Origin of the sequence: Phyllobacterium sp. UNC302MFCol5.2 (genome assembly GCF_000686005.1) — a bacterium.
Lineage (GTDB): Bacteria > Pseudomonadota > Alphaproteobacteria > Rhizobiales > Rhizobiaceae > Phyllobacterium > Phyllobacterium pellucidum.
The window spans coordinates 733,893-757,946 of record NZ_JMLL01000010.1 but is presented as its reverse complement, the minus strand read 5'-3'; the positions used below and the strand labels follow the sequence as shown (position 1 = coordinate 757,946).

General features: G+C 58.7%; 23 protein-coding genes. 16 read left to right on the top strand and 7 right to left on the bottom strand.

The genetic code is table 11. From position 1 onward, the window contains the following. Positions 1-2: 2 nt before the first annotated feature. Entirely contained in the window at positions 3-143 is a 141-nt protein-coding gene (locus BR48_RS26145; RefSeq protein ID WP_153666448.1) for a hypothetical protein, read from the bottom strand. Between the two features lie 208 nt (positions 144-351). Here BR48_RS26145 and BR48_RS0105615 point away from each other — a divergent pair, with 208 nt between their 5' ends. Continuing rightward, positions 352-1,728, top strand: a complete 1,377-nt coding sequence (locus tag BR48_RS0105615) for an FAD-containing oxidoreductase (protein WP_027230395.1) — start codon at positions 352-354, stop codon at positions 1,726-1,728. A 25-nt stretch (positions 1,729-1,753) separates the two neighbouring features. On the opposite strand, the gene BR48_RS0105610 is transcribed toward BR48_RS0105615, so the two are convergent. The 4 genes from BR48_RS0105610 to BR48_RS0105595 all read right to left on the bottom strand — a co-directional run bounded on the left by BR48_RS0105610 (position 1,754) and on the right by BR48_RS0105595 (position 6,054). Beyond that, positions 1,754-3,307: an MDR family MFS transporter gene (locus BR48_RS0105610; RefSeq protein ID WP_027230394.1), complete on the bottom strand. Its 1,554-nt coding sequence runs from the start codon at positions 3,305-3,307 to the stop codon at positions 1,754-1,756. After that, positions 3,300-4,520 carry an HlyD family secretion protein gene (locus BR48_RS0105605; RefSeq protein WP_027230393.1) on the bottom strand — a complete coding sequence of 407 codons (1,221 nt, stop codon included), beginning with the start codon at positions 4,518-4,520 and terminating at the stop codon, positions 3,300-3,302. The genes BR48_RS0105610 and BR48_RS0105605 overlap by 8 nt, the downstream gene beginning before the upstream one ends. Next, entirely contained in the window at positions 4,513-4,977 is a 465-nt protein-coding gene (locus BR48_RS0105600) for a MarR family transcriptional regulator (RefSeq protein WP_027230392.1), read from the bottom strand. The genes BR48_RS0105605 and BR48_RS0105600 overlap by 8 nt, the downstream gene beginning before the upstream one ends. A 153-nt stretch (positions 4,978-5,130) precedes the next feature. After that, positions 5,131-6,054, bottom strand: a complete 924-nt coding sequence (locus BR48_RS0105595; protein ID WP_027230391.1) for a bifunctional helix-turn-helix transcriptional regulator/GNAT family N-acetyltransferase — start codon at positions 6,052-6,054, stop codon at positions 5,131-5,133. 141 nt (positions 6,055-6,195) lie between these two features. On the opposite strand from BR48_RS0105595, the gene BR48_RS23920 reads away from it, so the two are divergent. Next, entirely contained in the window at positions 6,196-7,767 is a 1,572-nt protein-coding gene (locus BR48_RS23920) for a CYTH and CHAD domain-containing protein (RefSeq protein ID WP_051614596.1), read from the top strand. A 3-nt stretch (positions 7,768-7,770) separates the two neighbouring features. Here BR48_RS23920 and BR48_RS23915 read toward each other — a convergent pair whose 3' ends face one another. Next, on the bottom strand, positions 7,771-10,341 hold the full coding sequence (locus tag BR48_RS23915) for a glycosyl hydrolase family 28-related protein (protein ID WP_245273351.1): 2,571 nt from the start codon (positions 10,339-10,341) through the stop codon (positions 7,771-7,773). 193 nt (positions 10,342-10,534) lie between these two features. Between BR48_RS23915 and BR48_RS23910 the strand changes: the two genes are divergently transcribed. The 9 genes from BR48_RS23910 to BR48_RS0105525 all read left to right on the top strand — a co-directional run bounded on the left by BR48_RS23910 (position 10,535) and on the right by BR48_RS0105525 (position 19,782). Beyond that, on the top strand, positions 10,535-11,842 hold the full coding sequence (locus tag BR48_RS23910; protein WP_051614594.1) for a site-specific integrase: 1,308 nt from the start codon (positions 10,535-10,537) through the stop codon (positions 11,840-11,842). Further along, positions 11,839-12,711, top strand: coding sequence for a hypothetical protein (locus tag BR48_RS0105570; protein WP_027230390.1), 873 nt, complete (start codon positions 11,839-11,841; stop codon positions 12,709-12,711). Before BR48_RS23910 ends, BR48_RS0105570 begins: the two co-directional genes overlap by 4 nt. A 728-nt stretch (positions 12,712-13,439) precedes the next feature. Continuing rightward, positions 13,440-14,402, top strand: coding sequence for an MT-A70 family methyltransferase (locus tag BR48_RS0105555; RefSeq protein WP_245273350.1), 963 nt, complete (start codon positions 13,440-13,442; stop codon positions 14,400-14,402). Between the two features lie 138 nt (positions 14,403-14,540). Then, on the top strand, positions 14,541-14,783 hold the full coding sequence (locus BR48_RS26140) for a hypothetical protein (RefSeq protein WP_155810816.1): 243 nt from the start codon (positions 14,541-14,543) through the stop codon (positions 14,781-14,783). Between the two features lie 63 nt (positions 14,784-14,846). Then, positions 14,847-15,269 (top strand): hypothetical protein, encoded by a 423-nt coding sequence (locus BR48_RS0105545; RefSeq protein WP_027230387.1) that lies wholly within the window; start codon positions 14,847-14,849, stop codon positions 15,267-15,269. 53 nt (positions 15,270-15,322) lie between these two features. Next, the gene (locus BR48_RS0105540; protein ID WP_155810815.1) at positions 15,323-15,685 is read left to right on the top strand and encodes a hypothetical protein; all 363 of its coding nucleotides are present in this window, start codon (positions 15,323-15,325) and stop codon (positions 15,683-15,685) included. A 3-nt stretch (positions 15,686-15,688) separates the two neighbouring features. Next, positions 15,689-18,073 carry a bifunctional DNA primase/polymerase gene (locus BR48_RS0105535; RefSeq protein WP_027230385.1) on the top strand — a complete coding sequence of 795 codons (2,385 nt, stop codon included), beginning with the start codon at positions 15,689-15,691 and terminating at the stop codon, positions 18,071-18,073. A 79-nt stretch (positions 18,074-18,152) separates the two neighbouring features. Next, positions 18,153-18,818, top strand: coding sequence for a terminase small subunit (locus BR48_RS23900; protein ID WP_245273379.1), 666 nt, complete (start codon positions 18,153-18,155; stop codon positions 18,816-18,818). 193 nt (positions 18,819-19,011) lie between these two features. Then, entirely contained in the window at positions 19,012-19,782 is a 771-nt protein-coding gene (locus BR48_RS0105525; RefSeq protein ID WP_348625677.1) for a recombinase family protein, read from the top strand. Between the two features lie 2 nt (positions 19,783-19,784). Here the strand turns inward: BR48_RS0105525 and BR48_RS26610 are convergent, their stop codons facing one another. Next, positions 19,785-19,928 carry a hypothetical protein gene (locus tag BR48_RS26610; RefSeq protein WP_245273349.1) on the bottom strand — a complete coding sequence of 48 codons (144 nt, stop codon included), beginning with the start codon at positions 19,926-19,928 and terminating at the stop codon, positions 19,785-19,787. A 20-nt stretch (positions 19,929-19,948) separates the two neighbouring features. On the opposite strand from BR48_RS26610, the gene BR48_RS26605 reads away from it, so the two are divergent. From BR48_RS26605 to BR48_RS0105495, 5 genes are all read left to right on the top strand, one after another. After that, a complete protein-coding gene (locus tag BR48_RS26605) occupies positions 19,949-20,095 on the top strand; it encodes a hypothetical protein (protein ID WP_245273348.1) in 147 nt (48 codons plus the stop codon). A gap of 3 nt (positions 20,096-20,098) precedes the next feature. Then, positions 20,099-20,815 carry a 4-hydroxythreonine-4-phosphate dehydrogenase PdxA gene (locus BR48_RS23890; RefSeq protein WP_051614591.1) on the top strand — a complete coding sequence of 239 codons (717 nt, stop codon included), beginning with the start codon at positions 20,099-20,101 and terminating at the stop codon, positions 20,813-20,815. Between the two features lie 226 nt (positions 20,816-21,041). Then, complete coding sequence (locus BR48_RS0105505) at positions 21,042-22,277, top strand: MFS transporter (RefSeq protein ID WP_027230383.1); 1,236 nt, start codon at positions 21,042-21,044, stop codon at positions 22,275-22,277. Positions 22,278-22,424: 147 nt separating this feature from the next. Further along, entirely contained in the window at positions 22,425-23,222 is a 798-nt protein-coding gene (locus tag BR48_RS0105500; RefSeq protein ID WP_027230382.1) for a type 1 glutamine amidotransferase domain-containing protein, read from the top strand. 58 nt (positions 23,223-23,280) lie between these two features. Beyond that, positions 23,281-24,036: an alpha/beta hydrolase gene (locus BR48_RS0105495; protein ID WP_027230381.1), complete on the top strand. Its 756-nt coding sequence runs from the start codon at positions 23,281-23,283 to the stop codon at positions 24,034-24,036. Positions 24,037-24,054: the final 18 nt, after the last annotated feature.

The following is a 24,054-nucleotide window of genomic DNA, read 5'->3' as shown; positions in this document are numbered from 1 at the left end:
GCTTAGCCCTGACGATAGACAAGGTTACCGTGCATGTCCGGATGCGCGATGCGCCCCGACTTCGTGTAATTGATAAAGCTACCAAACCCCAATGCGAAGACAAGGAAAATGGCAAATACGATGCCAAGACGTTGAACAAGCATGACAAAATTTCCCCAGTGACCGCTTGAAACTAGACAAGGGCATCTGAACGCTGGCTGAACCATCCATTCACCTGGCGGTTCAAATGATTGCCGAATTCTTCCCCCGTTGCGCGCACCGCACGTGACGCTGAAACGCCGCTGATCTATGCTTCGCGCAAAATTGTATTATCCATCGCTTTTAAAGCACGCAGGCAAGGGAGGTTCCGGCATGAGCAAGCCATTCGACGCCATCGTCATCGGGGCAGGACAAGCTGGCCCATCGCTTGTCGGCCGGCTCACTGGAGCCGGGATGAAAGTGCTGATGGTCGAGCGCAAGCTGTTCGGCGGCACCTGCGTCAACACCGGGTGCATGCCGACCAAAACCCTCGTCGCCAGCGCTTACGCTGCCCACCTTTCCCGGCGCGCCGCCGACTTTGGCATATTGGTCGGCGCCGAAGTTAGTATCGACATGAAGCGGGTGAAGCAGCGAGCCGACACGGTCTCCTACAACGCGCGCACCGGCGTCGAAAAATGGTTGCGCGGCATGGAAAACTGTACGGTGATCGAGGGCCACGCGCGCTTCACTGCTCCACACGAAATCGCAATCGGCGGCGAAACGTTCACTGCGCCCCGCATCTTCCTCAATGTGGGCGGACGGGCAAACATACCTGACATGCCCGGGATCAACGATATCGAGTACCTTACCAACACCTCGATCCTTCAACTGGATGAGGTGCCCGAACATCTGGTCGTCGTTGGCGGCAGCTATATCGGCCTCGAATTTGCGCAGATGTACCGAAGATTTGGCTCCAAGGTGACGGTGGTCGAAAAGGGACCGCGCCTTGTCAGCCGCGAAGACGAGGACGTCTCCGACGCCATAAAGGATATTCTCGAGGCCGAAGGCATCGCCATGCGGCTCAATGCGGAGTGCATATCGTTCAAGCCGCATCCGAACGGCGTCGAGGTCGGCGTGGATTGCACAAATGGCGCGCCGAGCGTCGTTGGGTCGCACGTGCTGATGGCAATCGGCCGCCGTCCCAACACGGATGACCTTGCCCTCGACAAGGCGGGCGTCGCCTTGGACGAGCGCGGCTTTATCAAGGTCGATGATCATCTTGCGACAAACGTCGATGGCATCTGGGCGCTCGGCGATTGCAACGGACGCGGAGCGTTTACCCACACGGCCTATAATGACTATGAAATCGTCGCGGCCAATCTTTTGGACGGTGAGAACCGGAAGGTCAGCGAGCGTATTCCAGGTTATGCACTTTATATCGATCCGCCGCTTGGCCGCGTCGGCGTGACCGAGAGCCAGGCCCGCGCGTCTGGCCGACCCATCCTCGTATCAAAGCGTCCGATGACGCGTGTTGGGCGCGCTGTAGAAAGGGATGAAACGCTGGGCTTCATGAAAGTGATAGCGGACGCCGAAACGCAAAAGATTCTCGGCGCGGCGATTCTCGGCACCAGCGGCGACGAAGCGATACACGGTATACTCGACACGATGAATGCCGATGTCGGCTATCCGCAGCTGAAATGGTCGGTGCCGATCCATCCAACAGTGTCGGAGCTCATTCCGACACTGCTTGGCGACCTGAAGCCTGCTTGATAGGGCATCTGCAGCTTCGGCAAGGTCATTCCATGACGGCGCTGTGGTCCGGCGGGGCCGCATCCGAACCGGGCTTGCGCAGCAGCATTACCAGCGGAATGGAGATGATCGACATGATCATCAACAGCTTGAAATCATCGATATAGGCGATGATCGTCGCCTGCTCGGTGATCATGCCGTCAAGCGCGGCGCGGCCGGCGGCTTTCATCGGGTCGAGATGCTGCATCACGGCCGGTGCATTGAAGGCATGATTGAACGGCGTCACATAGGCGGCGATGGAGGCGTGGTTGATCTGGACGTTCTCCGTCAACAGCGCCGAGACAATGGCGATGCCGACGCTCGATCCGATATTTCGCGACAGATTGTAGAGGCCCGTACCCTCGCCGCGCATATGGGCGGGCAGGGTGGCAAAGGCGATCGTCGTCAAGGGCACGAACAGGAAGCCGAGCCCGGCACCCTGGATGAAGCCGACCGAAATGATCGTCCATTGTGAAATATCGGGTGTCCAGCCGGTCATGTCGTACATGGCCCAGGCGGTCAGAGAAAAGCCGAAGATCAGCAAGGCACGCGTGTCGATCTTGCCGATCAGGCGCCCGACGATGAACATCGAAATCATCGTGCCGACACCACGCGGGCCCATGACGATGCCGGCGGTAATGACGGGATAACCCATCAGCGTCTGCAGATAGGGCGTCATCAGGGCGAGCGAAGCGAGGTAGGTGACGCCGATGACGAAGATGAAGAACATGCTGACGGAGAAGTTCCGGTCGAGAAAAAGGCGGGGATTGACGAAGGATTTCTTCGCCGTGAACGTATGCACGAGCAAAAGATAAAAGGCGCCGGCGCTGATCAGCGCCTCAACTTGGATTTCGCCGGAGGAGAACCAGTTCAGCTGCTCGCCGCGGTCCAGGAAGAGCTGCAGCGTGGCAATCGCAAGGCTGAGCATGCCGAAGCCGAACCAGTCGAGCTTGGCGCCGATGTCGCGCTTGGTCTCGGAGACGAAGGCGACGATGCCGAAGAAGGCGAGCATACCGATGGGCACGTTGATATAGAACACCCAGCGCCAGCTGATATTGTCGGTGAGCCAGCCGCCGATGACGGGGCCAAGCACTGGACCGACCATGACCGAGACGCCGAAGAGCGCCATCGCCTTGCCGCGCTCGTGCACTTCGTAGATGTCGAGGAGAATGCCTTGGGAGAGCGGCACCAGTGCGGCGCCGAACAGGCCCTGCATCAGGCGGAAGACTACAATTTGCGGCAGCGTCTGGGCGAGCCCGCACAGGACCGATGCAACGACGAAGCCGACAATCGCCGTCAGCAGCACATTCTTGCGGCCGAAGCGCGCCGCGAGGAACCCTGAAGGCGGCGTCATGATGGCGGCGGCGACGATATAGGACGTCAGAACCCAATTGATCTGGTCGGCGCTCGCCGAGACGCTGCCCTGTATATAGGGCAGCGCAACGTTGGCGATCGTCGTATCCAGCGCCTGCATGATCACGGCGAGGATAACGCAGGCCGTGATTGCCCCGCGGTTCGCCACCACGGGGGCCGGACCTGAAAGCGCGACAGTGTTAGCCATGGTTCTTGCTACCAAAGCCCCCAAAGAGATCTGAGATGAATTTAGGCATGCCGCGGGCGTGGCCGGTTTCGACGTCAGCGGTGACGCTCATGCCGACGCGCAGCGGCGGCTTGCCGGAAAGGTCGTCGATACTGACGAGCATGGGAATGCGCTGAACGACCTTCACCCAGTTGCCCGAAGTATTCTGGGCAGGCAGAAGCGAGAAGCTTGATCCCGATGCCGGGCTGATGCTGGCAACCTTGCCCTTCCACTCGACGCCCGGATAGGTGTCGACACTGATCGTCACCGGTTGGCCCTCGCGAACATAGGTAAGTTCGGTTTCCTTCGGGCTGGCGGCAACCCACATATGCGTGGTCGAGACCAGGCTGAATCCGGCCTGCGACGCCTGCAGATAGGCGCCGACCTGCAGCGCGGAAACATTGGTGACAATACCGTCAAACGGCGCGCGCACGATGGTGCGGTCGAGGTTGCGCTGGGCATTGTCCACAGCCGACTGAGCCTGAAGATAGGACGGATTCTGTTCGACCGGCTGGTTCGGGTCATTGCCGAGCTGTGCCAGCGTGGCAGCAGCTTCCGCCTTGGCAACGTCCACTTTCTGCTGGGCGGCGTCGAGGTCGAGCTTGGCCTTGTCATAGGCAGCCTTGGAAACCGCCGCAGTTGCGGTCAAATCCTGCTGACGCTGCAGTGTCTTGTTGTAGAATGGGACGTCGGTCTCCGCCTGCGTGATTTCGGCGAGCGATTGCTTGTAGCTCGCCGCGAGGTTCAGGATCTGGTTGCGGACGACACCAAGCTGCGCCTTCGCGCCCGCAAGGGCGATTTCATAGGCGCTCGGATCGAGCCGGAAGAGCACGTCGCCTTGTTTGACCATCTGGTTGTCGTGAACCTCGATCGACTGCACCATTCCGGAAACATCGGTCGAAACACCGACCATGTCGGCCTGCACATAGGCATTGTCCGTGGACATGACCTGGCCGCCAGTAACGTAGAAATAGCTGCCCGCGATCACGGAGATCGGCAGCACCGCGAACAGGAGCGGCCGTCTCAGGCTGCGGCGCGGCCGGACCGGTGCTGGCGGCTCTTCCTTGGTCACCGGGATTGCTGGCGTTTCGATTGTGGTGTCGCGCTGTTCAAGGACTGTGTCGCTGCGCTGTGAAGGAGCAGGGGCCTGATCCGAATTGGCGGGAATGCGCATGGAAGGTGAACCATCAGCCATGATTTTTCTCTCTGTCATCGACCGGCGTCTGGCATGCGTCGATCAAGTTCGTCTTCATAAGGGTAAGGGTGCGGATGAGGTGATCGCGGTCTTCCACCGAAACGCCGGCGAGTGCCTCGCCCCGCGTAGCTTCTCCAATCACGCGCATATCGGCGAGAAGCGGGCGGGTCTCGTCGCGCAGGAAGAGCAGCCATATGCGCCGATCCGTCGGATGCCGGCGGCGCTCGACCAGGCCACGCTCCTCGAGCTTGTCGAGAATGCGGACAAGCGTGATCGGTTCGATTTCGAGTATCTCGGCAAGTCCCGCCTGGTGGATACCTTCATTATTGGCAAGGTATGCCAGCGTCTGCCACTGCGACCGCGTCAATCCGAGATGCTTCGCACGCTGTTCGAAGCGCTTGCGTAGCAGGCGCGCGACGTCGTGCAGCAGGAAGCCAAGGGTCTTTGTGTTGTTCATGGGTGTGAAAGCATTTCATAAGGGTGCTTATTACATTGGTGCATATAACAATGATGCTAGGCAATAAAAAGATGACAGCTTGCCTTAGCCTGCAAAAATTTGGGCTTTGCCCTCAATTTGTTGTGAAAGCGGCCCGGGTGCTCGGTTTGGCGGTCAGTCCTGTTGGAGTTCCAGCATCCAAGTCTGCCCGATGAGGTCGTGGCCGAACGAATGGTGTTTCTCCTCATCGATCAACCGGAAGCCGGCAGCTTCGTAGATGCGGCGTGCTGAAACCAGTATGTCGTTGGTCCAGAGCTTGAGTTGGCGGTATCCCTTGGCCCGCGCCTCTTCAAGGCACATTGCAACGAGTTCCCGGCCAATGCCCAAGCCACGTGCGGAAGGCTCGACATAGAGCAGCCGCAGCTTGGCAACGCCTTCTTCGTCGCCTTTGACGAGGAAGATCGACCCGGCGATCGCGCCATTATGTTCGGCCACCCATGCAGCCTCCCGCTCCGGATCGAAATGCGCGACGAACTTGCCGAGGATGTCGCAAACAAGCCCCTCATAGGTCCAGTCCCAGCCATACTCGGCATGATAAAGCGCCATCTGCCGGTGGATGATCCAGCCGATATCGCCCGGCCGCAGGCCACGGTAGGTGACGGCATTTCGCTGTGCCTCGCTTGAATCGAGAAGCGCATGAATATGGCGCATCGCGGCGACGAGCCGCGTGCGCGCGTCTGCAGCGAGTGGCGCCAGCAGCCCTTCGATCTGTTGTTGCGAGCCGAGGTCCAGCGCGGCGAACGCTTTCTTTCCTGCCGGAGTCAAAGCGATCAAGCGGTGCTTGCCGTGTGCGGGACTGACGCGCACACCAATGAGCTTGCGCTTGGCAAATCGGGCGACGATCCGGCTGAGGTGCGCCTTGTCCATACCGAGGCTGCGACCGAGCTCTGCCGCGGTCTGCTCGCCATTATTAGCGAGTTCGTAGAGCACGCGCGCCTCGGCGAGCGTATAATCGCTGGCCAGCAGGTGCTTGTCGAGCAGGCCGATCTCCTTGGTGAAAAATCGGTTGAACTGTCGGAATTCTTCGATGGCATTCATGGCTGGACCTCAATGTTGTCGGTGACAACATATAATGGGTCGTCGGCTTTAGGCAAGTGAGTTGCAACCGGAGGTATGCGGCATTGTCGTTCAACCGGTGATATGTTTAGTTTTGGTCCAAAAGGCGTGAAAGTGGCAAGCGTGGAAGCAATCACCGATAAACCTCACACCAGTGAGCAGAAGCCGCCGGTCGAGACCGAATTGAAACTGCTCGTGGCAGTCGAACGATTCGCTGCCTTTCGCGAAAGTGCCTTGCAGCGGCTATCCGCCCGGAATAAGGGGATCATCCGCCGGCTCGACGCGATCTACTTCGACACGCCAGAGCATGCATTGTTCGACGCCGGACTGACATTGCGCGTCAGGCGCACCGGCCGAAGCTTCACCCAGACGGTCAAGCGCACGGCTTCCAACGGAACCCTGTCGCGCCACGAATGGGAATCGCCAGTCCATGCGATGGCCCCCGATCTGGGCTCGTTGCCGCTTCTGGAAATCGGCCCCCCGTTCGACAAGCTCGATCCGCAATCGCTCGTTCCTGCATTCGCCACCAATGTGCGCCGGCACGCGCTCATGGTCGACGTTCCGGGCGCCCAGATCGAGGTCGCCTTCGATGACGGGAAAGTCGAGGCAGGCGCCTGGCAACAGCCGATATCGGAAGTGGAACTCGAGCTGAAGCAGGGGCGCCCAGCGGCACTTTATGAACTTGGCCTCAGCCTCATGGAAACCGAGCCGCTCCGGCTCGGCGTCCAGACGAAATCGGATCGTGGCTATGCACTCGCCTGCATCAAGACGCCCAAGGCGTTCAAGGCAACGCAGTCCGGGATCGGCCGCGACGACATTGTTGACGATGCCATCGCGGCTCTCCTGGCCAATTGCCACCAGCAGATACTCGCCAATCTCGTTCCGGCCGAGCTCTCCGAAGTGCCGGACGGCGTCCACCAGTTGCGGGTGGGACTTCGCCGGCTGCGCACATTGCTTTGGCTGCTGTGCCACGAAATCGGCGCCCCGGCGCTGGCTGCACTCGAAGCCGAAGCCAAGCAGCTTGCCAGCAATCTTGGACCTGCCCGCAACTGGGAGGTGTTCATCTCATCGACCATCGCCAACCTCGAGGCGGTCGAACTCGAAGATATCGACTTTTCCGGCCTGAGGATGGCTGCGCATCCATTCAGGGACGAGGCCTATGTGAAGGTGCGTGAAGTGCTCGCCTCGCCGGGCGTCAATCGCTTCCTGCTTTCACTCGGTCTCGTGATCGAGCAGCGCAACTGGCGCAATGACATCAGCGCCGGAACGCTTGGCATCCTGTCGGAGCCGGTGGGCAAGCTTGGTGCGCGCGTCCTTGGCCGCATCGAGCGCAAGGCGCTCAAGCTTGGCCGTCATTTCCGCCATTTGGAGCCCGGGCAAAGGCACAAAGTGCGAATCACGCTGAAAAAGCTGCGCTATGCGCTGGAGTTCTTCCTGCCGCTCTATGCCGGTCATGGAGCGACGGGCAAGTATCTGAAGCGCCTCTCGCATTTGCAGGATTCCCTTGGCGCCGAAAACGATATCGCAACGTCACGCGAACTGCTGCACCAGCTCACCGAGGCAACGACCGATCCCGGCGTTCACCGCGCGATTGGTGCCGTGGCAGGCTGGCAGCGCTGCTATCAAATCGGCAAGGCAGATCAATTGCTGAGCGATTGGAAAAACTTCCAGCGTCAGCCGCTGTTTTCGGATTAGGTCTCACTGGGATGGACCGCTATTGCCGGCAGCAAAGCCGGTCCAGGTGGAATCGATATTCAGCCATGTGTTGGCCGGCTGCAACGACTTGAAACCGACGCTGCGCTGCAGGGGTGCGGACCCGCGATCAAAGCTGTTGCGATATAGAATGGTATTGTATTTGCGCGAACTGCGCGGCGGCGCTTCCTTAAAATTTCCATTATAGGTCCACATCAGGCGGAAGCCATCGATGAACCCGAAGGGAAGGTTGGTGAACCTGTTCTTCTCGAACACCGTGCCATTATAGTCGGCGCCCTCGTAGCTCCAGCTTTCGTATTCGACGCCGATATGGGCAAGCCGATCGAACGTGTTGTTGCGGTAGATATTGCCGAGACCGCCCCAGACCCCGGCTGTTCCTGCATCCGTGAATGTCGTTCCGACATAAAGCCCACTATTGCTGTCGGAGATGGTGTTGTTCGAATATTGCAGGAAGTAGGGGCTGAGGCCCGACGTTGACGTCAATGCGACGGTCATCATGGCGTGGCGCATTTGCGAAATCCGATTGCTGTCCACCACTGCATCGTAAACATTGCCGTAGAGCAGGACCGCCGTCGAATCCGAGTCGTGCTCGGCATAGCTCGCGCGGCCTTCGAAGCTGTTCTTGTAGATGGCGATCTGCGATGCGGTGGCGGCGAATGCAAACCGGCTCGACCGGTCGGGAACGACGTTCCAGGGTCGGTCCAACATCGCCGTGTTGGCTTTCACGTTAACGATATGGCGACGTTGCCCTGCGCCAGCGCCGCCGACGATCACCAGATCGCGGCCGCTCCGCTCATCGGGTGCAGCCAACCCTGCGAGCGTCACGCTGGTCGGCGTCGCTCCGATTAAGCCATCCTTGAGCTCACTGCCGACCATTTCGAAGCAGATCTGTTCGCCCTTGTTGCAATCGACGGTATCGCAGTCGTGCGGCGCGGCATTGTGGGAGCGATTGCCCTCCCAATACATGTTACGGAGGTTGCCGAAATGCCCCTGCGCGACGAAGAAACGGCCGATGCCGTGGCCGTCGTCGCGGGTCTCATCGGCATTGGCAAGATCGTTGCCGATCATCGAAAAGTCGCGGCCGCCCCAAAGTGCAACAACCGATTCGCCATAGCCGGTCATGCGGAACCGGTTATTGGTCATGAACAGCTGGTTGCTGCTGCCATAGAATGATCCATTCTCGATGAGCTCGGAACCATCGATGTAGATGCCGGACGAACGGTCCGTTTCCAGCGCCGGAATGTTCCATGCAATGAGCCGCACCGATTGCAGCCGCAAGTTGGAGACGGCGCCGAGGTTCATGAGCGGCTTCGAGCCGGTATTGCCATTGGCGTCGAAGGTCAGCCGTTCGAACTGCACATTGCGCTCCGCCTGGTCGATCATGCTCGCGCCCGTATCGGCATCGAGCCTTATGACGGTCTGGTCCAGGCCGTCGCCAAGCCAACGGACATTGTCTGGCGCGCTCAGCGCGGAAGACACGCGATAGGTCCCGGCCGGAAGATGCACCGTTGCGGGCGCGCTTGCTGCTGCTGCCTCGAGCGCCTCATTGATAGCGCTGGTATCGTCGCTGGTGCCATTGCCTGTCGCGCCAAACGATTTTACATCAAGGATACGCGCTTCCTGTCCCGCCCAGGGCGACTTGCCGAGAACCTGCAGCGGCAGCGGCCCACTCCAGCCGAAGCGGCCGCCATGGCCGTTATGAGCCCAGACTTCGTAGGAGCCAGCCACGAGATCCGGGACCTTGAATTCGACCCGGAAGGGGTTGACGGATATGGGGGCGACGAACAGGCCGGGCGCGTTCGCAGGCTTGATGTAGATAAAGGCAGTCGACGTGCCGTTCATATGCGCAAGGTTGCGTCCGTAGAGCGAAATGGCCGTCCCTGCCGTCGTATTGTTCGGGCCGAGCCACCAGGCTTCGGTACGGTTGACGGCAAAGGGCCTGCCGCGCGCGCCGTCGCGTTCCGGCCAAACGAGATACATCGACCATGCCGGCAGGGAGGCGGGGAGCAGCAGTGTTGCTGCGCTCGCATCGGCGCGTAGCGGCTTGGACGAGGAGAGGTTGCCCTCGATTGCGGTGGGCGCCTGCGCGAAAATTCCAAAGCCGGTTTGCTTGTCCAGCCCGACACCCGTCATCGAGATGATTTCATCGGGGCCGGCAGTGCGCGAGATTTCCGCAATTGCGGGCGCGCCGGCGCCGGCGGCAAATGCCGGTGGCGCAAAACGATCGATTTCGAATGGCAAGGTCGGTTCCGGGTTTGGAAGGGGGAAGCCAAAATCCGCCGGTTCTGCATTTCTGGTGCCGGCCGCGGCCGACGCAGCGTTTCCAGTGGGGGCCGCGGCGGCGCCAATCAGGCCCAACACCAATAGGAAACCCGCAATCAGCGCCATGATCGACCGTGGAAAATGGCGCATGCCGAACTCCGCCCCCTGTTGTTCGTGCATGAAGCCAGAGCACGCGGCGATTTGATAGAAGGCGCTCGATAAATTGAACGTGATTATCGTGTGCAACAGAAGCGCGGCGAGGAGAAACTGGTGCCGCTTGCGTGACTCGAACACGCGACCCCATCATTACGAATGATGTTACTACGGATTTCCGCAAGTTTCTGTACGTCTCTAAATATCATTAAACCGCTAGTATTATTGCATTTTGCGTCGTTGAGAGGTAGTTAAGCATCACTCGTAAATCTCCCTCCGGTGACGACCCAGTAACGACGCAATCCGCACGGACATACCAGACTAAGGACTCTCCATGACTGCCAAAAAAGTGAAGCTCATCAAAAGCACGGTTGACGCACTCAAGCCGGCCGTCAAGCCTTTCCGTGTTTTCGACGCCGAGTTGAAGGGTTTTTGCGTCCGCGTTGCTCCGACTGGTGACAAGCGCTGGCAGGTCGAGTACCGGCCGGCTCCCGGCGGCCGTGGCATTCCGGTCAAACGCCTAACCCTTGGGCCTACAGCTGTGCTTACAGCAGACGAGGCTCGCTCCGCCGCAAAGGCCACCCTCGCTGAGGTCGCCAAAGGTACAGATCCGGTGGCCGACAAAATCTCCAAACGGCGTGAGCTGAAAGTCACGGACCTAATCGATCTCTACGAACGGGAAGGGACCGTTGTGCAGCGCGGCGTCAACATCGGTAAACCGTTGGCACCTCGCAATAAGGCGTACACGCTGGCAGCTCTGCGCCATCATGTCGTTCCGCTGCTTGGTAACAAGCGCGTTTCGGAGGTCATGGCCAACGATATCGAACGCATGGTGCGGGACATTGCAGCTGGTAAGACCGCCAAGGACGGGAAGTTTGGCCCGCGTCAGCGCATCATCGTCAGAGGTGGCGAAGGCGCAGCCCGCCGAGTTGTCCGGGTGTTGTCGGCCGTCTACACTTTTGCGCTGCGCCGTACACCGCCGCTAGCCTCTCAGAACCCATGTGAAAAGGCGAAGGTCAATAAGGTCGACGGTAGACGTACCCGCTTTCTAAATCTGGGAGAGGTGCGGCAGCTCGGCAGGGCCCTCGACGAGTTAGAAACAGAAGGGGTAAATCCGAAGGCCCTCGCCATCACACGCCTGTGGGCACTCACCGGCTGCCGCCGCGACGAGATCGCGGGTCTATTGTGGTCAGAGGTCGATTTCGATTTCGCATGCCTACGACTTGCAGCAAGCAAGACCGGCAAGAGTGTAAGACCGCTGGCAACGCCAGCCATGGCGTTGTTGGCAGCACTGCCGCGCTACGGCGGATCACCATACGTGTTTCCCGCGACACGGGGTGATGGCCACTTTCAAGGCACGAAACGCATCTGGCCCACGATCGTGAAAAGGGCGGGTCTGCCCGGCGTAACACCGCACACACTGCGCCATACGCTCGGGTCGGCATCCGTGTCTTCCGGCGAAACGCTTGCCATGACGGGCGCCATCCTTGGCCATTCCGATCACCAATCAACGGCGATCTATGCCCATCTGCAGACTTCGCCGGTCCAGCAAGCGGCCAACCGTGTCGTCGTCGGCATTGCGGCGGCACTGGCCGGAAAGCCTGCGCGTAGCCAGCAGACAACGAAGAAACGGGTCTCATGAGCGTGCGACTCGAAAGCGCTCAAAGAACCACTCAACGCGACTGCAAGCCGCGGTGGGTCCACTCGCCGGCTTCAAGCGAACCGTTGCAGGAACGGGCCAAGGCCCGGAAATCCGCGGCCGACGCCGATGCGAAATACCCTCCCTTCTTGTCGATCGAGGCCGTCGTCTCAATCATTGCGAGCATTGATTTACCGGGCAGGCGAGGGAAGAAGGCGATTCCGGATAAACTAGATCTGCCCCAACTCCGCCGCGACTTAAATCGTGCGCTATGGTGGTTCGTGAACTGGAAATCACTCAGCCGCTCACAGCCATGGGCCGCACACGGAATCCGGGGCACACAGTTGATCAGGTCTGCACGCTCATCGCCTGATGGGCAGACGTTCTTCGACCTTTGGAACAGAACTGATCTTGCTGGGAACTGGTGGCGCGAACAAGTGCAGCCCTATCGGTCGCATGGTCAATCGCTGCAAGTCATCGAACGGATAATTCGCCGACTAATGGCGGAAAGGCTCACTCAACAGCGTCCGAATCGATGGAAGAAGCAGCGATTTATTGAGAGGCCTGCAACTTGGCTGCTTGAACCGGGTGGCCCTGAGAGCCCGATGGGATGGCTAACCGGTGACCATTTAGTCGTTATCTTCAGGCGTCATTTTCCGAAGTGGTCGGCTGCCGCTCGCCAATATCAATCGGTGCGCAAGAGCGGTGAAATAGTCCCCGGAAAGGTAAGTCCCTATGTCGCCCTTGCCCTCGCTGTTCTCGAAAGCGCTGGGATCAAAAATCCTAGGGCCCGCCCGTATAAGATTCATACGATTGTGACCTATCGCAAGGATAAAGCTAGGCGAAAAAAGGCAAAGCAAGCAAGGCTTTGAGTGAACAGTTATATACCCCCGTGCGCCTAAAGTGAACGTACTTCATAGTCGCTACAGATAACTTGGAGGCACCCATGAAGCCGCAAGATGCGCAGTCCCCAGAGGGGAGCAGTGACGGTAGCACGGCAACGCTGTTGAAAACGCCGCTCGCCTGCAAATACCTCCTCGACAAGCATGGCGTGGATCGCTCGCCAGTGACACTGCGTAACTTGCGACTGAGGGGGGGTGGGCCTGAGTTTCACAAGTTCGGCAACGAGGTTTTCTATAGGCCCGATAGGTTGGATGTCTGGGTCAGGCAAAAGCTGTCAAAGTCGTTCCGCTCGACCTCAGAGCTACCGGCGCGGAGGAGCTAACTCATCGGCCGGCGCATTAATAACGCATAGGAGAGCTGGAACGCCAGGTTCTATCTCTGACCTAAAAACGACCGCGGGGCGCTTTGCGGTGATTAAGGTAAGAGGTTGCCCACCGCCCCACAATGGGCAGCCGTGACCTGTTGTCGGAGGACACGATGGACGACACCTTGCCCATAGATGACATCATAGTCGACGAGCGGATCAGGCGTGATCTCGGCGATATTTCCGGTCTAGCCAACTCAATCCGCACCGTCGGCCTGCTACATCCAATCCTTATAACTTCGGAACGCCATCTCATTGTCGGCCTGCGTCGGCTACGCGCTTGCAAGATATTGGGATGGCCCACAATTCCGGTTCGGGTTTTGGGAGGAACCAATGATCGTTAACCAAGACCTATTCGCCTTGTTGCCCTATGGGATTCAGGCTGAGATTTCCGAAAACCTATTCCGAAAGAACTGGCTCCCGAGTGAAATTGACGAACTGCGCCAGCTCTGTGAGGCAACGTTAGGAGCCTTTCGTAACGCTCGGACGGGAATATTCCCCCCCGCTATCCGCACTCAGATTGGTGAAATTTGTGGAACCTCTTGGCGTAACCTCGATAAGATTAAAGGTGTTTGCGAAGCCGCCCGGAATGAGCCCGAAAGGTTTAGACACCTTCTTGCAGAAATGGATCGTACTGGGCGCTTTGACCCCGCATTCAAGCAGCTCGGAATTGCACGCGCGAGGGAAGACTATGCTGCGCGAAAGGAATGCGGTGGCACAGTTGACGATCTCGCCGCCCTCGCAGGAACCGGATACCGCGCGAGGGTCATCTACGCAGACCCCCCATGGCCATTCGAAGTCTACAGCGGCAAGGGAAAACAACGTTCCGCCGATCGCCACTACGACACACAGTCACTGGCGAGCATTATGGCACTGGGGCCAACGGTAAAGAATTTGGCAGCAAATGACTGCGCTCTGTTCTTATGGGCTGTATCTCCCGAGCTACGTGGCGCCCACAAGGTAATCGAATCCTGGGGCTTTACATACAAAACGGTCGGCTTTGTGTGGGTTAAAACAACCCAAGAAGGCGAACCCGCCACCGGAATGGGTTATTGGACACGATCCAATGTTGAGCATTGTCTGCTAGCGACACGCGGATCCCCAAGCCGGCAAGATAAGGGCGTGGCTCAGGTCCTTATGGCGCCTCGGGGTGAGCACAGCGCGAAACCCGAGGAGGTAGCCTCCCGCATCGAGCGCCTCGTTAATGGTCCATATATCGAACTATATGCCCGTAGCCGTCGCGCCGGTTGGCAGGTCTGGGGCGACGAAGTGCCGCTAGTTAAGGGCACCCATTGAGGTGCATTGAAACGAATTGAATCGCTGCTAATAAACGAAACCGCCACGCGCCCGCAGGCGGCAGCGGCTCCGTACGTCGTGTCACTACGATATTGTACGGCGAATTCGAGCGTGTGGCTAGCCAAGGGAGGTAAGCAAATGCTTACACTTCTAGAAATGCACGGCCATTACCGCGCAGTTTTCGACATCGGAAGTGCTCGCGTCGTTCATACGATTGGCAGCCGTGACCTCAAGGTCACAGAGAAACACCTTCGCTTCCTTGCCGATCAGGCAACGAAACTCGCGGATCATTGCCGTGGCCGCATCGATCGCAAAAAGACGAGCGGACCGAATTGCCCGATCTCACACCGGTCGACCGTTACTATAGCCCAACACCATTGATGCATCGCGACCGCTCCGTCGAGGGGCGGTCGTTTCACTTGTCGAGCAAAGGAAATCTCAATCATGAACTACGACCAGGACTATCTACCCGATCTCTTCACCGGAACTTACCTAAACGATCTTCTCGAGGCGCAGAGAACCAAAGAATTCGTCTTAACAAACGGTTCAATTTCGCTCCAGACTTTTCAAGACGCTAAAAACCCACAATGGGTTATAAGTTTTGGCGGCGGAATACCCAAACTGCGTGTCAAACCAGCTATCGGCGCTGTTCTACGGCAGGCCTTTGGTCCGGACTCCAAAAACTGGATTGGCAAGCGCATTGCCTTATCGGTCGAGCCGATCGAATGGGAGGACCACGAAACCCGTGAGATGAAGTCGGGCTTCGCAATTAGAGTGAGGGCGGTTGCCGACGAGGAACCTGCCAGCCAGCCGCCCCCGTCGTTCAATTCCCTTGACGACGACATACCTTTCGGCCGGAGGGATTGATGCAGCCGCCCCTGCCGCTTGCTGACGCCATGAGACTCAGGAAACTGATTCTGATGCTGTCATCCGATAGCGAGGGCGAGCGGCAGGTCGCTGTGTCGAAAATCGGCGGGCTGCTTATCCGTTGCGGTCTTGATTGGCACGATTTCGCTGACCGGTTGATCGCACCCGCAATGCCACCGACCGCGTACATTTCGCATCGTCCGCGAATCAAGATGAAGCAGACACAGGATCACCGCTACCGGATCGCCGCCACCGACCTTCTGGACGTGGTCGCGGCGATCCGCGACGGCGCGCCATTGGACGGTTACGAGCGCCAGTTTCTTGGCACCATGGAAGAGCGTGCGGCGCGTTACGCGGTGATTGTTCTGTCACCAAAGCAATTCGCTTACCTCACTGGGCTCTTGGAGGAAATATAAGCCATGCTGCAAGTCGCTCTTGACTACATTTCTCGCGGCTGGGCTCCGATCCCTGTTCAACCGCGAAGCAAGAAGCCCGCCCTCTCGAAATGGCAGACGACCGTCATCAACCCGGGTAACGCCGCCCGCTTCTTCAATCGGCCTGACGTCAACGTCGGTGTGATCCTCGGCGCCAAGAGCGCTGGGCTCGTCGACATCGATCTCGACCGGCCGGAGGCGCGCGCCTGCGCACCCTATTTCCTGCCGCCAACGGATGCGCTTTTCGGTCGCCCAGGCGCAATGGACAGCCATTGGTTGTACATCTCTGACCTCGCTGGTGACCCGCAGATTAAGGTTGCCACCATCAAACTCAGCGATCCCGATGAAGTCGATCTGAAGCAGGCAACCTTACTTGAAGTCAGAATCGGCGGCGTCGCTGGCGCACAAACTGTGCTGCCACCGAGTATCCACGAAAGCGGTGAGGCGATCCGCTGGTCCAATGGCGGATTGCATGATCCGGCCGTAGTCAGCGGTGTAGAACTGCTTACTAAGACAAAACGGCTTGCAGCGGCCTCCTTGTTGGCGAAGCATTGGCCGCAAGAAACCGGCATGCACAACGCCGCACTGGTGGTTGGCGGTTGCCTTGCACGCGCGGGCTTCACAACACCTGAGGCAGGTATCTTCATTGAGGCGGTTTGTCGCGCCGCCGGCGATCCAGACGTTAAGGATCGCAAGCGAACCGGCGAGGACGCGGCCGACGCCTTCCTGCGAGGTGCTAAAACGCTGGGACTTCCGACGCTGCGAAAGGTTTTTGGCGGCCCGGTCGCAGACCTACTAGGAGATTGGCTCGGCTTAAAACCCGACACGCAAGCGCGCACCACAGCCACCAACACAATAACTAGCCGGCCAACGATCCGGCTCGGCGCGAACATAGCCAAGACGGCCGAGGCGACTGAAGCGGCACTGGTGGCCGCCGGCCTCGAAATTTACTCCCGTGATACGCTGCTCGTTCGGCCCTATATCGCCGATAATGGCAAGACACGCTCAGGGCGATTTCTGCCAATCTCGACAGCCTACCTGCGCATGGCGATGGACGAGGCAGCAGACTTCGAGCGGTTTGACGCACGGACAAAGGACTTTGTCCCGGCGAAACCACCGGCGGAGGTCGCCGAAGGCATCCTCGATCGGGCCGGCCGGTGGCTGTTCCCGCCGGTGCGCGGCATCATTATGGCGCCGTCGCTGCGGTCCGATGCGTCCCTGCTTGCCATGAAGGGCTACGATCCCGAGACCAAACTCTATCTGCTCGACCCGCCGCCCATGCCAACCATACCCGACAGACCAAGCCTCGACGAAGCGAAAGCCGCTCTGGACCGGCTTGCCGATGTATTGCGAGAATTTCCACTCGTGGGGCCGGAGGATTTCTCCGTAGGCCTCTCCGCACTGATAACACCGGTTCTTCGGCCGGCGCTCGGCCGGGTGCCGATGCATGCAATCACAGCCCCGGATATGGGGAGCGGCAAAAGCTACCTTGCCCACTGCTGCAGCATGCTTGCCACCGGCCATCGCGCCTCGATCATCACCACGGGGAAAGACGAGGCTGAGTTGGAAAAGCGACTCGGGACCGCGTTGATTGACGGCCTGCCGATCGTGTTGATTGACAACGTATCGAGCGCTGTCAGGGGCGATTTTCTTTGCGCCGCAATCGACCAACCGCGTATGGCCATCCGGCTACTCGGACATTCCAAGGCAGTCCAGATCGAACCGCATGCGGTAATTTTCGTGACCGGAAACAATCTTAGGATAATCGGCGACGTTATCCGCCGCACCGTCACGTGCCAACTCAATCCCGGTATCGAAAACGCCTACGAGCGGAGCTTCGAAAGCAGTCCGCTAACGATGATCGCCGCCGACAGGGGCAAGTATATCGCGGCCGCGCTCGTCGCCTGTCGTGGCTTTCTCTTGTCTGATCTAAAACCGATAAAGCCGCCACTCGCTGGGTTTGATGAGTGGTCGAACGTCGTTCGCTCGACAATCGTTGGCCTTGGCTTCGCCGACCCAGTCAAGACGATCAGCGCTTTGCGCGAAAATGACCCTGACCGCGAACGGTTCGGCCAAGTCATGGACGCATGGCATGCCACCTTCGAGGACCACGAGGTAACGGCTTCCGGCGTCGTTGCGCTCGCTAACGAAAAAGACACAACGAACCATCTACTGCGAACCGATTTGCACGACGCCCTTATAGCCATAGCCAAGGAACGCAACGGCAGCATCCTTAGCGTTCAAAGGCTTGGGGAGTGGTTGCGCTCTCATCAAAACCGGATACTCAGCGGCCGGGTTTTTCGGCGCGGCGACCGAACGCAAAGCGGTGTCCTTTGGCGGCTCGAACGGCATGACGGCATGACTGTATGACGACTACTATGCCTACATCTCAAGAAGAAGTCAGAGGAAGAGAAGATGATAAATAGGGAGAGTGGATGGAGTGAGCGTCATGTCGTCATGTCGTCATCCCATAGAGCGCATCGCTCACTTTCTTGTGGTGGCAGGCTGTGGTCTCTTGCGGTATTGTAATACCACTATGTTGACCGCCCGACAGGAAGCCTTCTGCCGAAACCTTGCGCGAGGCCTCTCACAATATGAGGCCTACACGCGGGCCGGCTATCGTTCGAAAGGTCGAAATGCCGCCGACGCGCATGCGGCCCGGCTGGTAAGAAATGGCAAGGTGAAAACGAGGTTGATTGAATTGAAGGGCCGCGCAGCGAAACGCACCGAAAAAACCGTTGCTTCGCTGGTCGCAGACCTCGACGAAGCCATTGTTTTCGCAAGGAAATGCAACAGCCCATCCGCTGTCGTCGCCGCGATCAACGCTCAAGCGAAGCTCCTCGGCCTCGAGGCTCCGAGGCAGTTAGAAGTTATGCATAGGCCAGCGCCGCTACCGACGAAGGTCCTGGAACTGACCGAAGAGGAGTGGCGGCAGCAGTTTTCCACGCCGCTCGGGCTACCCGGGCCCAGCAGTAACCCAAAGCCCCTCAAACAGATTCGGGCGCCGAAACACCCCAAGGCCCGTGCTGTCGAGGAAACTATTGCCGAACGGCACGCTATGGTGGAAACTCCAACATGGCTCTCTGGTGTGGTCTACCTCGATGATGAACCGTAAAGCATCGACACGTGCCAATCCCGTCACGCGCGCTGGGTTAATCTCCGACCTGAGCACAATAGCCGCCGAGGCACGGAAACATGGCGACGCGGCTGCTGCCGAGTATGCACTCGAATTAGCATGGCGCATTGCGGAAGCCGAATTGGAGAACCCCACCCTCCATTGATTTGTGGCCCTTTCTGCTAGCGGCAGCTTGGGTATTGTTGTATCATTTGCTGAAGGAAATGATACAGAAATCAGGATATATTTGTTGAATAACAAAGGGACAGTGAAGGTTGTTGCCTATCTCCGCACCTCCAGTTCGGCCAACGTTGGCCAGGACAAGGACAGCGAAAAACGGCAGCGCGATGCCATCGATGCCTACGCTCAGGCAGCAGGCTGTAAGATCGTAAATAGCTATTACGACACGGCCATCAGCGGCGCGGATCCGGTGACAGCGCGGCCGGGCTTCTCGATTATGCTGGAGCGGCTGATGTCGAATGGCGTGCGAACGATCCTGGTCGAGAATGCCTCCCGATTTGCCCGCGACCTCATCGTGCAGGAAACCGGTTATGCGATGCTGAAGGCTCGCGGCATCGAGCTGATCGCAGCAGACAGTCCCGATAGCTTCGTTTCCGATACGCCAACCGCTACGCTGATCCGCCAGGTGCTCGGCGCAGTCTCGGAGTTCGAAAAGGCCATGCTGGTCGAAAAGTTGCGTGGCGCGCGCGAGCGCAAGCGAAGGGAAACCGGGAGGAAGGTTGGCGGCCGAAAAAACTATGCCGAGGTCGAAGGCGGCGCCAAGATGATTGCGCTGGCGAAGAGGCTACACCGCTACCCCGTCAACGGCAGGCGTAGAACACTCGCCGATATCGCAGATGCACTGGCCGAGGCTGGTTATCTATCTAGCGCGGGAACCCGTTTCACGGGAACTGCCGTCTCGCGCATGCTTGAAAGGGAGCAGCCCAAGTTGGTAAGTAAGTAGGGCTAGCGGAAATCATGTCGAAGCTCGGGTTTGACAGGTTTCAGGTGGCCGGTCACGACCGCGGCGCTCGTGTCGCTTTTCGAATGGGCCTGGACTATCCCGCTCGTATCGAGCGCCTGGCCGCCCTCGATATCGTGCCAACCCATCATGCGCTGACAAATGTGACGTGGGGTGGGGTATCGAGGCCTATCATTGGTTTTTCATGGCGCAGAAGGCGCCCTTTCCCGAAAAACTGCTGACCGCCGATCTCGCCTATTACATCGATTACAAACTCAACAAGAAGGGTGTGGGCCTCGAAATATTCTCCCCCTAAGCAATGGCGGAGTACAAACGCTGCACCGCCCGCATCCTGCATGACCAGCGCATGGCCGATGTGGCCCGCATCGTTGTCGTGGGCGACGCTCGCACCCTCGATCTCGGAAAACGGCAGGCCGGCGTATCGTTTGCATATCGAAGCTACCAGTCTCCGGCTTCCGTCGACTGGTCCGATAGCGCCGTGCCGCTGATCGACCTCGGCAACACCGATCCCTCGCTCTATGAGCCCGGCGTAGCAAGCGCCGAATCCGGCCGATTGACCGGAGACACGCTTGCCCGTGCGATCGACTTCGCCCTGGCAGGCGAGGTCGATGCGGTAACCTTTGCTCCCCTGAACAAGCGGGCCATGTACGATGGCGGCTGGAAATTCCCTGACGAACACAAGATGTTCGCCCATCTCCTCGGTCATCACAGCTATTTCAGCGAGATGAACGTGCTCGACGGTCAATGGATGTCGCGCGTTACCTCGCACGTCTCGTTGCGCCAGGCCGTCGACCAGATCACGCGACCGGCCATCGGGGAGGCGATCGTCCTTGCCACGACCATGATGCGCAAGGCCGGTATAGCAAAACCCCGTCTTGCGGTCGCAGCGCTTAAGGGGAAGGCAGCGACCCCACCCCCGGCTTTCCCCAAACGGCCGCCCACAAAGCAAAAAGGGGCCCACCGTTTACTCGCATGTCGGTGGCATAGACGAGCCAGTTCATTGGCAGTGCATTAAAGGCCGCTTCGCGCCTTCGTTCAAGTCATTGACCCGGTAGCGGCCGCATCCTGAAAGCTGACATTCAAAGGGACAGCACATTCACGGTTGGCCGCATTCATCCGACATATTTCGCCGTTTTCGAGATTGTCACAAACCTCGCATGGGTTGCAGACAGGGATACATTGCGCTTAGTGTCTTGCCCAACGATGCGATCGCCGAACTTTCGAAAAACAGGAAGTGCCCGTTGAAAGGAACAGACTTCAACGAGTTCAGGAACGGATGGCGGCTGGTGCTGGCCGGCTTACTCGGAACGGCTTTGGGCATGCCCGCCATTCCGTTCTACACGATCGGCGTCTTTGCGCCGATCTTCGTGGAAGAATTCGGCTGGTCCTTCGCGATCATTTTTGGCGGTCTGTCGCTGTTGGCCGGTGCAATTCTGATCGTCGGTCCATTTTTCGCGACGTTGATCGACAGGTTTGGTGCGCGACTGGTGGCGTCGATCTCGCTACCGTGCCTGGGCCTGAGCTACATGACGCTCGCGGCATCGAACGGCTCTATCGAACAATACTATCTGTCGTGGCTGGCTATCGCGATCTTCGGGTTGGGAGCGACCCCCGTCGTCTTCACGCGGGCGATGAATAATGCGTTCGAAGAACGCCGAGGTCTTGCCCTTGGCATCGTGCTATCTGGCGCGGGCCTGTTCGCCTTCGTGGTGAAACCGCTGGCACAACTGTTGATCGAAACTGGTGGATGGCGTGTCGCTATCTTGGTGATCGGGGCACTGCCCATATTTATCGCGTGCCCAATGGTCCTCTGGGGCTTTGCTAGGCTGCCAAGTAAGAATGCCAGCACCGAGTTGGCGATGAACGAGGTGTCGGATGGCATGAGCGCTCGTGAGGCCTTCCAGTCACGCTATTTTTGGATCTTGGCGATCGTTTTTGTGCCGATGTCACTCGCCATCGCCGCGCCATTGCCCAACATCGAAAACATACTTCGCTCGCTGAGCCTCTCGCCCAGCGAAATCGTCCAACTCGCCTCGCTCGTCGGAATAGCGGCCGTGGTGGGCCGACTGTTGGGCGGCATTCTGGTTGATCGCTTTTGGGCACCGGCAGTCGGTACGGTCATATTGACGTTCGGCGCAGTCTCCTGCCTCATCCTTTCGCTAGGCCAGGTGGACTTTCCCATGGCGTGCATCGCTATAATATTGCTTGGCCTAACTTCTGGGGTGGAATTCGACCTGATGGCCTATCTGGTTGCCCGATATCTCGGTATGCGAAGCTATGCCACGACCTACGCCACGTTGTACGGAATTTTTGTGGTGGGCGCTTTTGTAGGTCCCAGCCTGTTCGGCTACGCGTTCGACAGTACGGGTACCTATTCGGGATTACTCAAGGCCTGTGCGCTGCTGCTTGTGGCTGGCGCGGCAACGATTCTTCTCCTGGGGCCCTATCCGAACCGAAAGATCCAGGCATTCGCCTAGATCGCCGGATCAATTTTGGCCGTCAGGGCCCGTGTGGGTTTTAACCTCTTTTAACCAGCCAGCAGGGAAGCGCCGCGCTATCATGCCTACAGTCCGGATGGCTGGCTTCACTCCGCCCTCCGCCGTGAAACATCAGGAGGCGGGTTTATGAGCAAAGGAAAAGTGCTGGTGATGGGCTCAAACGCCACACGCATCGAAATTCAGGGAGCCGGCACCGGGCCTACGGGACAATATCTAAATGAAACAGTGGTGCCTATGTTGGCGCTTGTCGGTGCAGGCTATGAAGTTCTGCTTGCCACTCCCTCTGGGGCCAAGCCTTTCATTGACCCGGCATCGGACGCAGTCCAGCATTTCGACGGCGACGAGGAGGCGTATCTTCGCGGCAAAGAGTTCTTCGCCAACGATCCCTCAATGAACACGGGCCGCACCCTGCGATCTGTGATCGAGGAGGGGCTGGATAGGTATGCCGGCGTGTTCGCGCCAGGAGGCCAAGGACCCGTCGTCGATCTGATGCAGGATCCCGACGCGGGAGAGATCCTTCGGCATTTCCACGCGGCCGGAAAGCCCACCGCCTTGCTCTGTCACGGCCCGATCGTCTCGATCTCCGCAATGCCTCAGGCGAAGGAATTTCGCGCGGCGCTGATCCTGGGTGACCAGGTCAAGGCGGCAGAACTTGCCAACGGATGGCAATATGCAGGCTACAAAATGACGGTGTATTCGGGAAGCGAGGAAAAACCCATTGAGGATAACATCCTGCATGGCAAGCTTTATTTCTATATGCCCGAAACCCTGGACTTAGCTGGCGCCAAGGCGACAACCGGCCCAGACTTCGAACCCTACGTGATCGTGGATCGTGAACTTATCACGGGCCAGAATCCTCGCTCTGATCATCCGATCGCGGCAAAGCTCATCGAAGCACTCGATCGCGCCAGTCCGGCGTTGTGAAGCATATGGGGCGTAGTGTCTCGCCGTGTACATCCCTCAATCAAATGGAGCTGGTTTTATGGTGCGCATTGCTTTAGTCCTCCTGTTGTCCTTGATCGCTCCTGCAGCCGCGTTGGCGCAGTCGGGCGAAAAGCCTGTGTCGATTGTTCTTGTGCATGGCGCGTTCGTCGACGGCTCCGGCTGGAAAGCGGTCTTCGACATACTGACTAAAGAAGGATACGAGGTGCTGGTCGTCCAGAACCCGACGATCAGCCTCAATGGCGATGTTGCGGCCACGCATCAGGTGATTGCCGCGGCAAGACATCCGGTGATCCTCGTCGGCCACTCCTATGGCGGAATGGTCATCACGGAGGCCGGTGACAATCCCAAGGTACGAGGTCTGGTTTATATCGCTGCTTTTGCGCCAGACTCAGGGGAGTCGGTGGCATCGCTTGCGGAACAGAAGCCGCCGACGGGAGAATCGGCCGCGCCGCTGCTGCCGCCCCACGACGGTTACCTGCTCGTGGACCCGTCAAAATTCCCGGGTGCTTTCGCCGCCGATGTCGATGCTTCGATCACGCGATTCATGGCCGCCTCGCAGGTGCCGTGGGGGCTAGAAGCAGTGCAGACAAAAATCACCAAGGTCGCGTGGAAGGCCAAGCCGTCGCATTTTATGGTAACCACCAAAGACTCGATGATTCCGCCTACCTTCCAGCGGGCATTCGCGAAACGGGCCGGCGCTACAACCATGGAGATTGATAGCAGCCATGCCGTGATGCTCTCCCATCCGCGCGAGGTTGCAGCCTTCATTGAAACTGCCGGCCGTACGAAATAGCCGACTGGGAGATCCTGA